The 17,255-nt window shown below is 43.3% G+C and carries 17 protein-coding genes; 7 read left to right on the forward strand and 10 right to left on the reverse strand.

From position 1 onward, the window contains the following. Nucleotides 1-76: 76 nt before the first annotated feature. The 5 genes from UQ64_RS16975 to UQ64_RS16995 all read right to left on the reverse strand — a co-directional run bounded on the left by UQ64_RS16975 (nt 77) and on the right by UQ64_RS16995 (nt 6,403). Nucleotides 77-1,396, reverse strand: coding sequence for a hemolysin family protein (locus UQ64_RS16975; RefSeq protein ID WP_060624794.1), 1,320 nt, complete (start codon nt 1,394-1,396; stop codon nt 77-79). 51 nt (nt 1,397-1,447) lie between these two features. Further along, the gene (gene yfkAB, locus UQ64_RS16980; RefSeq protein ID WP_060624607.1) at nt 1,448-2,584 is read right to left on the reverse strand and encodes a radical SAM/CxCxxxxC motif protein YfkAB; all 1,137 of its coding nucleotides are present in this window, start codon (nt 2,582-2,584) and stop codon (nt 1,448-1,450) included. Between the two features lie 230 nt (nt 2,585-2,814). Further along, the gene (locus UQ64_RS16985) at nt 2,815-3,918 is read right to left on the reverse strand and encodes an HD-GYP domain-containing protein (RefSeq protein ID WP_060624608.1); all 1,104 of its coding nucleotides are present in this window, start codon (nt 3,916-3,918) and stop codon (nt 2,815-2,817) included. A gap of 145 nt (nt 3,919-4,063) precedes the next feature. After that, nucleotides 4,064-4,891: an undecaprenyl-diphosphate phosphatase gene (locus UQ64_RS16990; RefSeq protein ID WP_060624610.1), complete on the reverse strand. Its 828-nt coding sequence runs from the start codon at nt 4,889-4,891 to the stop codon at nt 4,064-4,066. A gap of 72 nt (nt 4,892-4,963) precedes the next feature. Next, nucleotides 4,964-6,403 carry a bifunctional metallophosphatase/5'-nucleotidase gene (locus UQ64_RS16995; protein ID WP_060624611.1) on the reverse strand — a complete coding sequence of 480 codons (1,440 nt, stop codon included), beginning with the start codon at nt 6,401-6,403 and terminating at the stop codon, nt 4,964-4,966. A 136-nt stretch (nt 6,404-6,539) separates the two neighbouring features. On the opposite strand from UQ64_RS16995, the gene UQ64_RS17000 reads away from it, so the two are divergent. The 3 genes from UQ64_RS17000 (at nt 6,540) to UQ64_RS17010 (ending at nt 9,217) form a co-directional block, all read left to right on the forward strand. Further along, the gene (locus UQ64_RS17000; RefSeq protein WP_060624612.1) at nt 6,540-7,253 is read left to right on the forward strand and encodes a molybdenum cofactor biosynthesis protein; all 714 of its coding nucleotides are present in this window, start codon (nt 6,540-6,542) and stop codon (nt 7,251-7,253) included. Between the two features lie 77 nt (nt 7,254-7,330). Beyond that, nucleotides 7,331-8,371 (forward strand): HD-GYP domain-containing protein, encoded by a 1,041-nt coding sequence (locus tag UQ64_RS17005; protein ID WP_060624613.1) that lies wholly within the window; start codon nt 7,331-7,333, stop codon nt 8,369-8,371. Nucleotides 8,372-8,968: 597 nt separating this feature from the next. Continuing rightward, entirely contained in the window at nt 8,969-9,217 is a 249-nt protein-coding gene (locus tag UQ64_RS17010) for a DUF7667 family protein (protein ID WP_060624614.1), read from the forward strand. 69 nt (nt 9,218-9,286) lie between these two features. Here the strand turns inward: UQ64_RS17010 and UQ64_RS17015 are convergent, their stop codons facing one another. Together UQ64_RS17015 and UQ64_RS17020 are read right to left on the reverse strand one after the other, a co-directional pair. Next, nucleotides 9,287-11,146 carry an ABC transporter ATP-binding protein gene (locus UQ64_RS17015; protein WP_060624615.1) on the reverse strand — a complete coding sequence of 620 codons (1,860 nt, stop codon included), beginning with the start codon at nt 11,144-11,146 and terminating at the stop codon, nt 9,287-9,289. A 5-nt stretch (nt 11,147-11,151) separates the two neighbouring features. Next, nucleotides 11,152-12,912 (reverse strand): ABC transporter ATP-binding protein, encoded by a 1,761-nt coding sequence (locus UQ64_RS17020; RefSeq protein ID WP_060624616.1) that lies wholly within the window; start codon nt 12,910-12,912, stop codon nt 11,152-11,154. Nucleotides 12,913-13,622: 710 nt separating this feature from the next. Here UQ64_RS17020 and UQ64_RS30930 point away from each other — a divergent pair. From UQ64_RS30930 to UQ64_RS17035, 4 genes are all read left to right on the forward strand, one after another. Next, nucleotides 13,623-13,799, forward strand: a complete 177-nt coding sequence (locus UQ64_RS30930) for a hypothetical protein (protein ID WP_156417585.1) — start codon at nt 13,623-13,625, stop codon at nt 13,797-13,799. A gap of 6 nt (nt 13,800-13,805) precedes the next feature. Next, nucleotides 13,806-14,012 carry a hypothetical protein gene (locus UQ64_RS17025; protein WP_060624617.1) on the forward strand — a complete coding sequence of 69 codons (207 nt, stop codon included), beginning with the start codon at nt 13,806-13,808 and terminating at the stop codon, nt 14,010-14,012. A gap of 119 nt (nt 14,013-14,131) precedes the next feature. Beyond that, nucleotides 14,132-14,320 carry a type II toxin-antitoxin system HicA family toxin gene (locus tag UQ64_RS17030; RefSeq protein WP_060624618.1) on the forward strand — a complete coding sequence of 63 codons (189 nt, stop codon included), beginning with the start codon at nt 14,132-14,134 and terminating at the stop codon, nt 14,318-14,320. Between the two features lie 37 nt (nt 14,321-14,357). Then, entirely contained in the window at nt 14,358-14,780 is a 423-nt protein-coding gene (locus tag UQ64_RS17035; protein WP_060624619.1) for a type II toxin-antitoxin system HicB family antitoxin, read from the forward strand. Nucleotides 14,781-14,827: 47 nt separating this feature from the next. Here the strand turns inward: UQ64_RS17035 and UQ64_RS17040 are convergent, their stop codons facing one another. From UQ64_RS17040 to UQ64_RS17055, 3 genes are all read right to left on the reverse strand, one after another. After that, nucleotides 14,828-15,295: a YhjD family protein gene (locus tag UQ64_RS17040; RefSeq protein ID WP_060624620.1), complete on the reverse strand. Its 468-nt coding sequence runs from the start codon at nt 15,293-15,295 to the stop codon at nt 14,828-14,830. 11 nt (nt 15,296-15,306) lie between these two features. After that, the gene (locus UQ64_RS17045) at nt 15,307-15,540 is read right to left on the reverse strand and encodes a hypothetical protein (RefSeq protein ID WP_209445819.1); all 234 of its coding nucleotides are present in this window, start codon (nt 15,538-15,540) and stop codon (nt 15,307-15,309) included. A 1,018-nt stretch (nt 15,541-16,558) separates the two neighbouring features. After that, the gene (locus UQ64_RS17055) at nt 16,559-17,239 is read right to left on the reverse strand and encodes a hypothetical protein (protein WP_060624624.1); all 681 of its coding nucleotides are present in this window, start codon (nt 17,237-17,239) and stop codon (nt 16,559-16,561) included. Nucleotides 17,240-17,255 lie beyond the last annotated feature (16 nt).

Raw genomic sequence — 17,255 nt, forward strand, 5'->3', positions numbered from 1 at the left:
CCTTTATGTGTCCACAAAAAACTCCCCCTGTCCTGAGCCATGCAGCTCTAGCAGGAGGAGTTCATTTTATCCCTGATCACCCGTCTTGTTGTGAAAAGGTTTCTTCATCCTCAACACGCGGTTCATGATGAATATTAATTCTGGTAATCCGCAGTCTTGTCGATTCCTCTACTTCAAAAACAACATCTTCAACTTTCACTCGTTTTCCCTTGCCTGGGTTTCCTTCCAGCTCCTTAAACAACCAGCCGCCAATGGAATCCACCTCGTCATCCTCGATCACTACACCCGTAAGATCGTTGACATCTTCAATCAACATCCGGCCTTCAACGGAAATGTAATCACCATTGCGTTCTACACTCGGACGCTCATCTTCGAATTCGTCATGCAGATCGCCTACGATTTCTTCCAGAATTTCTTCTGCTGTCAGCAAACCTGCTGTACCGCCGTATTCATCGACAACTAGCGTTAGCTGAGCCTTGTTCTTCTGCATAAATCGCAGAGTATGGCTAATCTCCATCGATTCCGGTACGTTAAGGATCGGTCGAACCAGCGTCGTAAGATCATTCTGCTGCTCCAGTGGAGCAAATAACAGGTCGGTAATATGAATAAAACCAATAATACGGTCCTTATCTTCAAAAGCGACCGGATAACGCGAATGTCTCGTTTCGGTAATGATCTTCATATTTTCTTCGAGCGATAGATTGCTGTACAGCACATCCATATCCGTACGAGGCAACATGACTTCACGAGCGAGTAAATCTGAGAATTCAAAGATGTTATCCATCAGCTTCATCTCATCTTTATCAATAACACCACTCTTAGCACTCTGATTCATCAGGATGCGAATTTCTTCTTCGGAGTGGGCGGCCTCACTCTCATTCGCAGGCTCAACACCCACTAAACGAAGCAATGCGTTCGCCGATGCATTCAGTATCCAGATAAAAGGCATGAACAGATTATAGAAGAACATCAGAGGTGCCGAGAGCAATAAAGCTGACCCTTCTGTTCTTTGAATCGCAAGTGATTTCGGTGCAAGCTCTCCAAGTACAATATGTAAAAATGTAATAATCGAAAATCCGATAACAACAGAAACGGTAGAAATCAGAGTACCATCGGTAATCCCCATCTTATACATTAACGGTTCGACGAGTAGCTCCGAAATGGCCGGCTCACCAACCCAACCTAAGCCCAGTGACGCAAGTGTAATCCCAAACTGGGTGGCAGATAAGTACGAATCCAGTCTCTTATTTACCTTAAGCGCATATCCAGCCATTTTATTACCTTCACTGACAAGTTGGGTCAGACGAGACTGCCTGACCTTAACTAATGAGAACTCCGCTGCTACAAAAATTCCGTTCAATAATACGAGCACCAGAACAAGCAAAAGATTAAGCATCAATCTCCCTACTTCAAATTCCGTATGCGCCACTTTAACAACGCCTCATTTCTACAGATTGATCGCTTTTCTAGTTTTGAAATCAACTTCCGGATAATACATATCCGCTACTAACAGATTAGGTCCGCAACAACCTGCTGCATCGCAATGACAGTTCACCTTCTGGTTCAGCGGATGCTTCGTCTGCCAATCGATAAATACATCATCCAGTTTTTGGTTGTCTATATTGCCAAAGGCTGCGATATCAGCGAAATCTGTAACAAAAACATCTCCAGTAAACATATTTACGTTCACACGATTCCGACCATCCGGATCATTACGAAGTGTAACGTTCTTCTCTGCACGCATTCTTCTTAGCAATTTCTGATCTTCCTCTAAGAAGCTGCAAGCAAAAAACGGAAGCGTGCCGAACAACATCCATACCTCTGGATCACGCTGGTCCAGTAACGAATGGATCGCTGTCCGCATTTCATTTAAAGATAACACTGGCAGAGCGGAAGCAAAGCTCGAATTGTACATCGGATGAACCTCATGTCGTTTTGCTCCCATGTCGAGAATCAGCTTATGAATTTCAGGCAGCTTAGTGTGGGTACGGTAATTAATCATAGTTTCCGCAGAAATTAACATACCATCCTCACTTAGTTGGCGAGAGTTCTCAATCATTGTATTATATAGCCGGTAAGCGGCTTCCTTGGCAACTGCATGACCACTGTTCGCAAAACCGACTTCATGAAAATCGTCACCGTTCACATAATTAAATGAAATATGCATAACATCCAGATATGGAAGCAGCTTCTCATAACGGGAATACGGCATCGTCAGATTCGAATTAATTTGTGATCTGATTCCCCGCTCCTTGGCGTATTTCAACAATGGCACAATGATATTATCCACCGTTCCGGCACGGAACATTGGCTCTCCACCCGTAATACTAATGGTCTCGAGATGCTCAACTTCCTCTAAACGGTCTAGCATATTCTTAAGCGGTAGCATATCTCCTTCTTTGGAGGTTAGACTATCACCTACAGCACAGTGCTCACAACGCATGTTGCATAAATTGGTTACAGTGAATTCCACACTCGTTAGCACATGGCGGCCATGCTTACGTAGAGAAGTGATTGGATCCCATGGATCGTAACTTGGCGACAGCTCCCTCGGTGAAGATGTTAATGGTCTAAAAACATTCATTTGTACTAGCTCCTTTAAATCTTATTCCTATTATTAACCCAAAATCATGAAGAATGAACGATGACTTACCCTATATCATACCACGATCGTCAAAAAAACTGCACTTTTGATGTCTTTCTGGCTATCTTTACTTACTTTACATTTCAAAAAAATAAAAGCAGCGAGACGAAAAATAGGCTTCCGACATATCTTCGGACAAGCCTAATCTTCTCTCCACGCTGCTATAATAATCAATTTGGCATTTCCAGAGAATCGCCTTGTTCTGCGACGTCAACAATTACAACGGAGAGGGCTTTACTAAGATCTCGTTCAAACGGTGCGACTTTCTCTCCTTCAGGACCCGTAAGCACACGTACGGTGGGTCTGTGAGGCGTACTTGGCTCTATTTTGACCACAACCCCGCTCTCCCCCGTACTGAGCTTCACCGTAAGACCCAGCGGATAGATAGCTACGCGATCTCTAAATAACTCTAAATGCTTCTGCTCATACAATGTACCGGAACCAACATAGAGTGCTTCAACGGCTTGATGTGGCAACATAGCCTTTTTGTAGACTCTATTGGAGGTCATGGCATCGTAGGAATCTGCTACACCCAGCCACTTGGCATATTCATGGATTTGGGGTCCTGTTAATCCACGAGGATATCCGGAACCGTCAATGCGTTCATGATGCTGCAAGGCACAATGTGCTGCGAGCAGCGGGATGTTCGGCTCCTCTTTTAGAATCTGAAATCCAATCTCGGTATGAGCCTGCATGTGCCGGAATTCTTCATCACTGAGCCTGCCGGGTTTCTGTATGATTTTTATCGGGATTTGTGTCTTCCCAATATCGTGCAGCAGTGCACCTAGCCCAATTACTCGAAGCTCCTCTTTACTATACCCGTGAGCAATGCCAAGCACCAAAGTGTACAAGCAGACATTCAGGGAATGGACATATAAATAGTTATCAGCAGTGTGCATATCCATCAGCATGATCATCGGATCTTCTTGTAAAGACATATCGTCTAAAATGTTGTCCATGATCTTAGAAAATTTCTTGTCCAGATGATATAGACCCTTGGTAATTCCTGAAGCCCCAGACATTTGCTGAAATTGATTACGAATCACCTTCAGGGCTTGATTACGCGTCTCATCCTGTAGAATACCAGTAATCACAATATCGTCCGTGACAGAATCCTCTATGTAGATATAGCCGATATCAATTCTAGCGAGACGCTTGATCAATGCATCAGTAAGCTCCACCCCATCCGCAAGTAGAGTTAGACCTTCATCATTATATATTTTTTTACCTAATTTCATGCCTGCTTGAAGCTGATTCACGGATACTAAACGCACTAAACTCACTCCTGCCCTTAACGGTAAAATGCTATTCTGTATTGAAATCCTTGGGTCACACGCTTTGTCTATACCGTTTCTATGGAAATTCAGACAGGTGTACCTTAAAGAAAATCAGATGTGTCTAGGTCTATGCCAATGGGCATTAACGCATAATAAACAACCAGAATACAGCAGCAAGAATAAATCGATAGATCGCGAAATGCGTTAATCGAATCTTTTGAATCCATTTCATAAACAAAATGACTACTAAATATGCCACTACAAAAGAAATCAGAAATCCAATTACAAAATAACCAATCGTCTCACTTGTGAAGTTTTTGTACGAATCCAGCAGTTCATACCCGGAAGCCGCACACATAATAGGAATAGCTATGAGGAAAGAAAAATCCGCAGAAGCCTTATAGCTTACCCCGCTTAACATCCCCCCAGAAATCGTAGATCCGGAACGGGAGAAGCCCGGCCAGAGTACCGAAATAATCTGATACAATCCAATTGCCAGCGCCTGTCCATAAGACAAATCATCCAGTTCGTGGGCAGTAATTCGTATTTTTCGTCTGTTCACCCATTCTGCAACAATCATTAGAATCCCTCCGGCGACAAGCGCCCAGAGCACAGTCGAAGCTCCAAAGAGGCTTTTGATAAAGTCGCGGGCAAAAAATGCCACAGCAAGTGCTGGGGCAATCCCAAGAATCACATGGATTAAGTTCAGACGAGATGCAGGCATAACGCCTCCTCTTACCGAGCTACTACGTCCAATCCCTAGCAAATTGAGCACTCGCTTGCGGTAAACAAGTGCAATTGCCAAAATCGCCCCTAATTGAATTACAATTTCATAAGTCTTCATAATCGAATCTTGTTCAGCGAAACCTAATAGCTTCGTAGTCAAGATCATGTGTCCGGTCGAAGATACAGGAATAAATTCAGTGATCCCTTCGACAATTGCTAAAATAATAGCTGTAATCGTGTCCATAATGTCCTCCTATTTTTGGGAATCTAGCACTGTTAAGTGGAGTCAATAAGTGTAGATTGTGAGCTGTTTGCCTTATTCAGACTTAGCCTCCCAGCGAGTGAGCTTGCATTCATCGAGGCTGTTTGGACGTTGTAACTCCATCCTTAAGAGATCGCGCAAAAAATGAGGCAATAGAAACAAAGCATCCTTCCCATTCGCGATCGTCTCATAGCCGGCCCTGAAAGTAAACATGTCCAGCGTACCAACATTATACTCTCTTTCATCCTCCAGTGGGTTTCCTTCGACAAAAACTGCAACACTCTTATCATACGGTATCATCAGTGGGTCGTACAAGATTTTTAATCCATCTACTGCCAAACTGCCCAGATGATTCCCTCGGAAACCGTACCCGTAAATGACCTTATTATAAAACTCCTCTGTAAGACTCTGTTCCAGAGCTGTGCGAATATCTATACCCTTCAGCTTAATTATGCAAGTATTGATGGGAGAAGGACATAGTGCATGCAGCATCCCTGTCGTAACCTCGCCTTCCGGCAATGGACCTAGCAGCTGACCCGTGTTAACCAATGACAAACTAGTTCCTGTAAATCTACGTACAGCTTGTGCCAAAAGATTGCCAAAGGGAGACTCTCCACGCATGCTCAGAGGAAGCTCACGGTCAGTCTTTGCAACGATCGTCTGAAGAGATTCACGACCATGCTTCAAATGAATAGCGACGGCAGGGCCTATAACATCCTCCTTCAGAAGGGGGTCAATAGGAATACAATCACCCGTCACCAAACTGAAATCAGACTGAGGATCTAGTCGCTCAAATTGAAGGCGCCCGAGATACCGACCAAATTTCCCAGCACCGCATACAGCAGTACCATTAATCATAATAGGCTCCTCTAACAAATGGTGCGTATGTCCACCAAGAATGGCATGAACGCCCTCTAGCCGCTCTGCCAGAATTTTATCAGTAGGAAGTCCAAGATGTGATAGAACGATTAAAATATCCACCTGTGGCGCCAGAAGTAGGCATTGTTCCCGGAGCGCAGTCTCAGGATCTAAAGCATCCCAGCCCAAAAGAGAATAGAACGAAGTAAATGCCGCTGTTGCTCCGGTTACTCCTATTCTAATTCCATCCTTCTCCAAGATCGTATGACGCTTCATCCAGCTTGGCGGTTCTCCTGTCGAAGACTCCACAAAATTACAGCATACTACCGGACACTGTAACCCGGAAAAAATAGATGACAACATCTCCTGTGAGAACGTAAGCCCCTCATTATTGCCAATGGTTACAGCATCATATCCTGTTAAGTTTAATACGTCGATGTTAGCCTTACCCATAGTGCCTTCTGTCTCGACAGCTGCACGATCCATATGATCACCAATATCCAGCAGCAGTACAGGTTCGTCTCCCGCTGCAGCCCTTTGTGCGGCGATTTCCGCTGCCACCGGACTTACCATCTCAAAATGGCTATGTATATCATTGGTATGAAGTATGGTCAGTCTTTGCGGCAAGTGCCCCATAAGCAACATTCCTCCTACCCTAGAACTGCTCTTTAATGAAGCAGCCGGTGCGTGATCTTGTAGAGTCTAGCATAACATTATCAGACACATTATGGTATATTGAAGACATCAGAACATACACCAGAGGAGAATAAAAATGCATATTACTATCCGACTTTTCGCGGGTCTAGCTGAGACAATCGGCTCTTCATCTCTGTCCTTCCACGCGACTGAGATTCCCTTAACAGCTGGAAAGCTGAAGGAACTTCTGTCTGCCTCTTATCCGGATGCAGCATCCCAAATTGGAGCTTCTTTAATTGCCGTTGACCGGGAATATGCTCCTGATGATTCTATCATCACAGCGTCTTCCGAAGTTGCTCTTATTCCTCCAGTTTCCGGGGGAGAGAATGGCACTATATATGAAAGTACTACTGATGGTCTCTATAGCATAACGGACCAGCCTATAAATGCAGAGAAGCTTCTAGATGATGTTCTTGACGTCAATCACGGAGCATCCTTATTATTTATCGGCACTACACGTGAAATGACAGGAGAACAGCGTACAACCGCACTTCATTATGAAGCCTATATTCCTATGGCCTTAAGTAAACTAGAGGAGATTGGCAAAGAGGTCAAGAATCGCTGGAACGCAAACTGCGCAATATCTCACCGCATTGGGCTTGTAGGTTTAAAGGAAGCAAGTGTTATCATTGCCATCTCCACACCTCATCGCGATACCTGCTACGAAGCCAGTCGCTTTGCCATTGAACGGTTGAAACAGACGGTTCCCGTTTGGAAAAAAGATATTAATGAATCGGGCCAACATTGGGTGGACTCTGATCAAAAAGCTACCGATTCAATCCACAAATAATCTTTTATCCTTTTTCATTGAAAAATCTGAACTTTGTTGATATTCTGGATAAAATCGGATAAAAGGTGGCATAGGCATTGAGAGTACACGTCTCGGATCTAAAACCTGGTAATCACCTTAACGCGGACGCATATAGTTCTAGGGGTTTACATGTATTACCAAAAGGATCACTGCTCCAAATAAATGATATCGCCAAGCTGATGCAGCTTGGAGTTGATTATGTCGATATCGAGACGTTGGAGGAAGAGGCATCCTCCCTCAGCAGACCTTCAATTATTCAGACGGTGACCACTAGTTTTGATACCATGATTGAGGGCTTCGAGTCTCTTTATATGGAAGCATTATTAAAAGGAAGCTTCAATCAATCCGTGGTAAATGATATTCTTCAGCCTTCGCTTCAAACTTTGGACAAGCATAAAGATGTAGTATCCCTCTTGCTTTTGCTAGATCGCGAAGATAACTATACCTACAATCACTCCCTTCAGGTAGGCATGCTCTCTTATTATATTGCGATATGGCTTGGTTATTCCAAACAAGAATGCTATGAAATTGGTCGTGCAGGATATTTGATTGATATTGGAAAATGCCGAATTTCACCCTCTCTCTTGAACAAACCAGGGAAGTTAACGCCAGATGAGTTCGAGGAAATCAAACTACATACTAAGTACGGCTACGAAATCATACGCAATTCCATGGACGATTCTTATACAGCTTTGGCTGCTCTCCAGCATCATGAACGTGAGGACGGCTCTGGTTATCCCAGCGGTCTAAGCAAAGTCGATATTCATCCTTATGCACAAATTGCAGCTGTAGCTGACATCTATAGTGCGATGACTTCTAAACGAGTCTATCAGTCGAAGCAAGAGCTTATTTCCGTCCTGCGTGAAATAAACAATCTAAGTTTCGGTAAACTGAACGCTAAAACTGTGCAAGCCTTTATCCAGCATTTAATGCCCAATTTCATCGGCAAGCGTGTGTTGCTGAGTACGGATGATACAGGTGTGATTATCATGAACAATCCGGTCGATATTTTCCGGCCACTGGTCAAGGTTGATGGACTGTTTGTCGATTTATCCCGTGAGCGAAATGTTGCTATTGTAGAGATTTACATGGACTAAGGCGTTTCGATTCCTCCCATACCCTCTCTTCCAAGGAAGGGTCACAAGGGTTCCACGCTCTGGATACCTGGAAGTTTGGTGGAAACTTGTGATGGTGTGGATAGAAGGAACTCCGAGCGCGATCTCGTCTTGAGGCCCCTGCTTTGCTGCGCAAAGCTCGGAACCTCAAAGCTATCTTTCGTATTCCATGATCCCCCGTTTTCTTTCGGGGGATTTTTTCTGTTGTATTTTGTGAAACAGAATTTATGTATATTGAGCTGGAATGTAGTTCTGTTGTATTTTGTGCAATCAATAATAGTAACATGCCCTTTAATAGCACATTTTTTGAATAACAGTTGCACAAAGTGCAATAGATGTTATTTTGTGAGCGGTAAAAGAACTTTCTATTGTATATACTACAATAGAAGCTCCGAATCCTGGATGTCTAATTCCGTACCTTCCTTTATCAAACCTTCCTTTAAATATCCCACAGATCCTCCCATTGCTCGAAATCCTTAGTCATTCTTAACCTTCCTATCATTATTCTCATGATGACTGATTTACAATTTTTTTGGCGAGACTAATATGTGGCTTAAATATTTCTAGGAGGGTAAAAGTATGCTTCCAGTCCATGAACGTCTTGCCGAGCTATTCACTCTAAGTCGTCTACGCCAGCTTACAGCCTCCGAAGAAATGGAACAACAGCAATGCCTTCAAGTGAATGCCACTTACTGTTGGGAGATGGCCCGACTACAGAATGAAATCTTGTTAGCGGAACAAACAACGGATACACAGTGGCATCAGGATATTTGTGCCCAAATGTTTGAGCTCCGTATAACGGGAAGGTTGCCCAAGCGCCCGAAGTAATTAAACGTACGATATAAAACAGCCCACTCCTCATTTGCTTTCGCAAAGGGAATGAGCTGTTGTTCTGAGCTATAGGAAGCGGAATTGCGCTTCTATCAAACCGTTATATACACCATCACGTGATGTCAGTTCTCGGTGGGTTCCTTCTTCCTTAATCTCACCGTGGTCCAGAACGACTATTTTATCCGCATGTCGGATGGTAGATAGTCTATGGGCAACGATAAAGGAGGTCCGACCCTGGAGTAAGATTTTGAGTGCCTCCTGAATCTTCAGCTCCGTCTCTGTATCGATACTAGCTGTAGCTTCATCAAGGATCAGAATCCGTGGATTCGCCAATAGTGCACGGGCAAAGGAGAGCAGCTGACGCTGTCCCATAGATAAGGCACTACCACGCTCTTCTACCTCTGTCTCATACCCTCCAGGAAGCTTCATAATAAAGTCATGGGCATCTACTGCTTTCGCGGTATTTTCCACTTCTTCATCGGTAGCATCCAGTCGACCAAACCGAATATTATCACGAATTGTTCCTGAGAAAATAAAGGTATCCTGCAACACGATTCCGATCTGCCTTCTCAGACTATCCAGTGTAACTTCACGGATATCTTCACCGTCAATCGTAATTCTTCCGCTCTTAATATCATAGAACCGGCCAATCAGGTTAATAATCGTACTTTTACCTGAGCCAGTATGACCCACAAGCGCGATCGATTGTCCAGCTTTTACATCCAGATCGATGCCTTTTAAAGCCGCCCGACCTTTTTCATATTCAAAAACGACCTTATTAAAGTTAATATCTCCACGAATCGTTCCTAGTGGTTTAGCCCCTGGATTATCTTGAATAGAAGGCTGCTCATCCAAATATTCAAAGATCCGTTCTGAGGAGGCCATCGCTACCAGCAGCTGGTTATACATCTGGCCCAGACGGTTGATCGGGTCCCAGAAGTTGCTGACATAAGAGCTGAACGCTACCAGCAAACCGACTGTAAGCTCGCCAGATTGGATAAGATATGCCCCTAACCAAAAGAGGATCATCGTTCCAAAACCACCAGTGATCTCGATCATTGGGCCGAAAGCTTGGTTCATCGCAGATGCTTTATTCCAAGATTTTTTGCTATCTGTATTCATAAAATCGAAATAATTCATATTTTCACGTTCTTGTGTATAAGCTTGTGTGACTCTGATCCCCTGAATCGATTCATTCAAGTGGGAATTAATTCTAGAGTTCTTCATCCGCACATCCTGCCAAGCGATCCGAATCTTCTGGCGCAGCTTAGTAGAAATAAAGAACATGATCGGAACCGTAACCATTACAGCAAGACCAAGTTTCCAGTTGATCAATAACAGAATAATGGTAATCCCTAGAAGCTGCACACAGTCAATCATCAGATTGACTACCCCGTTCGTGAACAAATCCTGCAGTGAGTTGATATCATTCGTCACACGTACTAATACCGATCCTGCCGGGCGTTTATCGAAGAAGTTAAACGAGAGCTTCTGAATATGCTTGAACAAGTCAGAACGCAAGTCATAAATGACTCTTTGTCCAATGATGTTCGTGTACTTAATTCGGTACACACCAGCAATCCATTGAATGAGATATAAGACAATCACACCTGCCGTGAGCGAATAAAGAAGTGTTAAGCTTGGATTCCCAACCTTAGGCGCTATAGCACGGTCGATAGCTAAGCTTGTCAAGAAGGGAACGGTCAGCTTCGTAATGGTTCCCAGAATCATCATGATAGAAACCAGTGGAAGCATCTGTTTGGCGTAAGGCTTCATATAGCTGAATAATCTGGTAAACTGCTTCCAGTCAAACGCTTTGTCGATTACATCATCATCTTTGTACACGAAGCGTTCATCAAGTGTCTTCTGCTCGGCTGCTTTACGCTTTGCTCCCGTAGCGGTGTTCTGTTTGGCTTCAAGTTTCATATGCCTCACTCCTCCCCTCTTCCGGTAGCTCTTGCCAGATAGTCAGCATATTGTATCCGGTATACATCCTGGTAGGGACCCGGAACTTCAATTAGCTCCTGATGAGTACCACGCTGCTGAACATGACCTTCGTTCATGACAATGATCTGATCCGCATGACGCAAGGAGGATATCCGATGGGCGATTATAAGTGTTGTACGTCCATTCATGACCTCTTGGAACCCCGCTTGAATCTCATGCTCCGTTTCCATATCGACAGCACTGGTCGCATCATCGAGGATGAGGATACGCGGATTCTTAAGCAGGGCTCTTGCGATGGCAATCCGCTGCTTTTGTCCGCCAGAGAGACCCATCCCGCGTTCACCCACTACAGTGTCATAGCCGTCTGCCATCTCCATAATGAAATCATGCGCCTTAGCCAACTGCGCAGCACGGATAATCTCTTCCATGCTTACATTTTTCAAGCCATATGAAATGTTGTTGCGGATGGATGAGGAGAACAGGAACGTTTCCTGGAATACGGTGGCAATCTGTGACCGCAGGCTGCGCACATTGTATTCTCTAATATCAATACCATCCAGCGTAATACTACCTTCATTGACATCGTAAGCACGCATCATCAGTTGAGTAATAGTGGATTTACCTGAACCTGTGCCCCCAAGAAATCCGATAATTTCCCCTGATTTAGCTTCAAAATGGATGTCAGTAACTGCAGGCATTTTGTTCCCGTACGCAAAGGTGACATGATTAAAGGCAACATCCCCCTTAACCTCGGAAGGTACCAGTTCACGGGCATTCTCTTTATCCTTCACATCAATGGTTTGATTAAGTACTTCAAGTACACGTTCTCCCGAAGCTTTGGACTGTGTATAGTTATTGATATGGAAACCAAGGCCCCATACCGGTCCAATGATGTACCAAATCAAACTGAAGAAGGCAACCAATTCGCCTAGTGACATTTTCCCGTTAATGACGAGTGTCCCACCTACGCCTAACAGAATAGCTATACTAACCGATGCTAAAAGCTCCATGATAGGAAAAAACTTACTCCAGAGCTCTGCGGCAAAAATCTGATTATTCTTATAACGTTCGTTACGGTGTGAGAATTTTTCAACTTCGTGAGCCTCTCTAGCAAACGATTTGACAGTACGCACACCGGTGATATTCTCCTGTACAGCCGTTGTCAGAGAACTCAGCGCAAGGCGCATCTCTTGAAAGGCCGGATGAATCTTCGACTCAAATCTTAAAGCTACTGCTGCAAGAAATGGCATAGTAATCAAGGTAACCAATGTTAGCTGCCAATTAATGGTGAACATCATGATAGAACCAAAAAGCACCATAAAAAATACATTAAGCAGCTGAGCGAAACCAAAACCGATAAAGTTCCGGATCGCTTCTAAATCCCCGGTCAGCCGGGACATCAGATCTCCTGTTTTCGCGGTATCATAATAACGGAAAGATAGAAATTGCAATTTCTCATAACAAGCGTTACGTAGCCGGTATGCTAGAAAATTACCTAACCGCCCTCCGTAAAAACCATGTGCAAATTGCAGGCATGCCTTTACGATTACTACTACTAACACACTGAGCGCCAACACGGGCACCTCTTTAAACTTGAGTGGAACAATTACATCATCGATCAGCTTCCTTAACAAATTGGGGGTAATTAGCCCCACTGCAGTTGCGGCGGCCAAGCATACAATCGAAAGAATCAAATAATGCAGTTTCTCTCGGTAATAGCCTCGCAGTTGCCTGAGAACATCCATATCTCTCCTCCTAACTATTTTAGCGCTTACAATTTTAGTGACTTTAAGCAGTGTATCATCCCTAATTTAAAGCGGCAAAGGGTAGAATTGAGCGTTTATCCTGTTATTTCGGAAAAAAGACCCATATATAGGTGATAAACGACCATCATTGTCTTAAAATACTCGAGTTTCCTCCTTAATGCTGTTGAATTAAGAAACATCATGATCCTTGATGTGATCGCCCCCTCCAAAGAAAACCTTTATCAGGATTTTTTTGCTTAAAATTCGGATTTTACCCTCTCTAATAAAAACCTCACTTCAATTTCCAAATAAAAAATACGTATCCGAGTGACTTGAGCATAAAGCATCAAGATCACTGCGAATACGTATTTGCTATTACCTATTGAGTGAAGCCGGTACCTTATAAATCAGGTTAACCGATGCTTCCCTCCATTTCAAACTTAATTATTTTTGGCTTTCACATCTATTCAAATCGTGTTTCTACTATTATAAATAGCTAATGTCATGTCATGCTATATCATAGCATTTCATATCTAAGGGGGCAAAAAAGGGGCAAATATTGCCGCCTTCAACTTTGGACTCCAATAGGAATCATTAATGGCAGAACTCGAACCCAATGATGATTAGGAGAGCTAACCGCCAGATGCTGAACTGGACTTAAGAATTTTTTAAAATATGGGGTTAGGAAATTTTCCTGGAGGTAGATGATTATGAAAACTGAGGAATTAACACCTTCTGAAGTGTTGGTAATAAAAAGAGCTCTGTCAGATGCCATCCATCAGTATGAAAGAGACTTGGTAATATTCACAGGAACACCTATAGCTGAGTTAAGCAGATTATCTTTAAAGGATGCAAAGTCGGCTCTGAAAAAGATTAAAGGAGAGTAGATAAATATGAAATCTGAAGAATTGAGCCAAGGTAGACGGATCCGCATTAAAGATGGTCAACCCAACGGATACGGCAGCCGTACAGGTAGATTAGTAGCTATTGAAGTAATAGTAGATATAGGAGAACCGCTGCTGCTCAGAGTAGGTCCGGAAGCGCTAGAAGTGGTGCCAGAAGATCCGCTACCTCCAGGATGGGAAGAAGTCGAGATATAAAAAGACTTATAACCATCAAACCTTTAAAAATTAAAAAAATAAAACTTATTGATACGTATAATTAATACGTTGACACGCACTATTAACACGTGTATAATATAGATATAAGGAGGGTTGAGATGAAGGCTTACAGTTCAAGAGAAATCATAAAAATTCTTGAAGAGGACGGATGGTATATAATCGGAGTACATGGCAGTCATCATTACTTCAAACATCCTACAAAGCCCGGTAAGATTACGGTGCCACACCCTAGAAGCAGCTTTCCTCCCAAGACACAAAAGAGTATTCTAAAATCAGCAGGGTTGTAGGGGCACAAGCCCCTCTCCCCCGAGGAGGTTAATATAAATGAGCAAGAAAGATGTTTATCGCTACTGGGCGTTGCTAGACACGGCAGACGAAGGAATCTCTGTTCGTTTTCCCGATCTGCCCGGATGTCTGACTTCTGGTGATACAGCTGAAGAAGCACACGCCGCAGCACGTGAAGCTCTTGAGGGGTTTATGTATGTGATGGAGCAAGACAATGACCCTATTCCTTCACCGTCTGCGCTCGGTGATATTTTGAAGCAAGCTGATCCGACAGAGGCTGCCTGTGAAGTGCAGGTCTATATGCCAACTGTTAGGGATGCAATGGAAGCTAAGGCTGTAAAAAAAACACTTACGGTACCAAAGTGGTTAAACGATGAGGCAGAAAAACAGCATCTGAACTTTAGCCAAGTATTGCAAGAGGGATTGAAACGAAGTCTTGGAATCGAAAAGCAACGCATTTAATTAGATAAATCCCGCCGACCAATTATGGTTGACGGGATTTCGTTATTTCAGGTAGTCTTTAAAATGCTTCCAAGTTCTGTTGTGTATTTGGTTAGTCGTAGGCTGATTTCTGTCCGCATCACATCTCGAGTTAATCCAAAGCGTTCCTGATATCCCCGGCAAAAGATTTTGTAATACGTGATAAATTCGTCTTGCTCATCCGCCAGCATTTTAATATTCCGCTGCTTCAGCTCTTTCTGTAGTCGATAGGTATACTGCACGATCCGGCGCTGTATGGCTTCGCCAGCCATCAAAAAGGTACGTTTAAGAATGTTGCTGGAGTGTTCGAGCTCCTTCAGGCTCTTGCCGACCATCGTATCTATGTAGGGAAGCAAAATGAGGTCTCGAACCATCGTACGCTCCTCCATAGTTATCATTTTATCTGATTTCTCACGCTGTTGTTCCTCGTACTGCTCAACATGCTCGGTCATGATCATTTTCGTTTTCCAGCGTTCATTTCCCTCAAGTTTGGTCACAGTGACCCCTCCTAATGATAAAGCCAGTAATCAATATTAGTACCGCTTCTTTCGTTCTCTGTGCCTTGTTGTGGCGTTTTTTCGTACGGCACGTTCCGTTCCCAATTATCGATAATAATTGTTGTCTCAATAGGCGTAGACACATCCCAAACTATATAATGCTCCGCAGCCAGCACCTTAAAACCCTTGATTATCTCTGCAGGGTGGCGTCCGCTCAATCGTCCCAACTCTTTGATGTTTGGCATTCGCCTGAAGTGATATCTAAACTGAGATATAATCCGCAGCAGTTTGCGCGAAGTATCATCAAGCATGACGCTTCTCCGCCACAGGCTGCCACGAGAGGACACTCGCTACCAAGAACACACGCGGTGCCCCAGTGGTCAGGCAAGTAGCCCTAATACGGCCGGCACGAATGCCGAGGATCTCGATCTTGCGTTGCGTTATCTTCTCCGACTTGTCTTGGTATATAATTTCAACTATTTGGCCGGCATTCATTTTCATGTGATCGCCTCCACTCATGAGAACATTTGTTTGTATTATAACCGTATTAGGGAAATTTAAGCAATGGAAAAAAGAGACATCATGTCCCATAATCCAAGACTTACCTGCCCTCTCCTATCCATCAAAAGATTATAATTGTGAAGAGGTGAAACTATGTTTATATCCCCAGTGCTGTTGTTGTCAGTTGATCGGCACACCTCTAAACGCATGCTTATGAAGTGGTGAAGCGCCAAACTCAAGAGTTCGATCGAGCGGAGCCTGCCGGACGGTTCGAGAACTCGACCAAACAGCCGAGTTCCTGCTTACGATAACCGGTAATATACAACTCAGCATAGGTCTAGTGTATGACCTTGTGAGAATAAATTTTTGTACATCTAGAGCCCAGGATGAGGGGAAAATTTTGGGCTCCACGAGATCACGTCGGACAAGTCAAAGAAGGATTGAGCATGAGATTCTTAAACATCAGAACCAGTTCTACCGCTGAACGTCCGTTGTCTTAAGTTTTAGCTCAGTTCCTCGTAGACGAAGCTAAAATCCACCAACTCGTTCATTCTCCGCTGTAGATGTCTTGGGGAATCAACAATTGTACAGTTTTATATACGGACTTAAGTTAAGCTTGACTGCTTTAGATGCATCGGTAACACCAGCCTTTATTTAGATACTTTAAATATAGCGAAAACGAGGCAGTCGCCTCAATAACTGAGGAACTACCTCGTTTTAGGTTTTAGAGAATTTTTTAGTGCTCTCTTTAAAGGGGGCTTCTTATAGATTATTTTTGGATAAAACATACTTTTTAAGGTCATCAAATTTATCTTTGTTTTCTTTTGCCCATTGTACTTCGTCAGTAGCTGCTAGGGACTCCGCTTGGCTATCTGGAACCAATGACTGAACTACTGGGAAGAGTTCAGTTTTACCGCCTTCCACTTGATCAATAATAAATGGTACCGCAGGAAGTCCCAGCTTTTTCAAAGAAGTAATTTTCTCGTCTCCAGATAGATCAGAATTAGCAATTTTTTCAACTTCTCCAGGAAGAGTACTCAGTTTTACCTTCCATTTCTCAGAGAACTTGTTTCCAGTATCCCAAGTTGTACTTTGTTCTTCTTTCAAGTTAACTTTCGATATTTCCTCGATAGCGGTCGCAAAAATGTAATCAAAAAGACCACTTCCTTCACTTTCATCGATTTTCTTTTCTAAAATTGGAATAGCATCTGGTCCGAGATTTACAATTTTTGAATACTCTGTGCTGTTTTTGATGTAATCATAAGGGTTACTGCTCATGGAAAGGTCAGTTTTATTAACGACTTCCGTTTGTAGCTGTTTGGCAAGGCCGTTAAGGTTCTGGTCAATTTGTTTCTCAACGGATGCATTAGCACGTACCGCGTATAAAGAAGAAGTAACAGCAAAACCGAGAACGAAAATTCCGACAACTAATTTTTTGTTCATTTTGATCACCTCAATT

The organism is Paenibacillus etheri, from assembly GCF_001012825.1.
GTDB lineage: Bacteria > Bacillota > Bacilli > Paenibacillales > Paenibacillaceae > Paenibacillus_AQ > Paenibacillus_AQ etheri.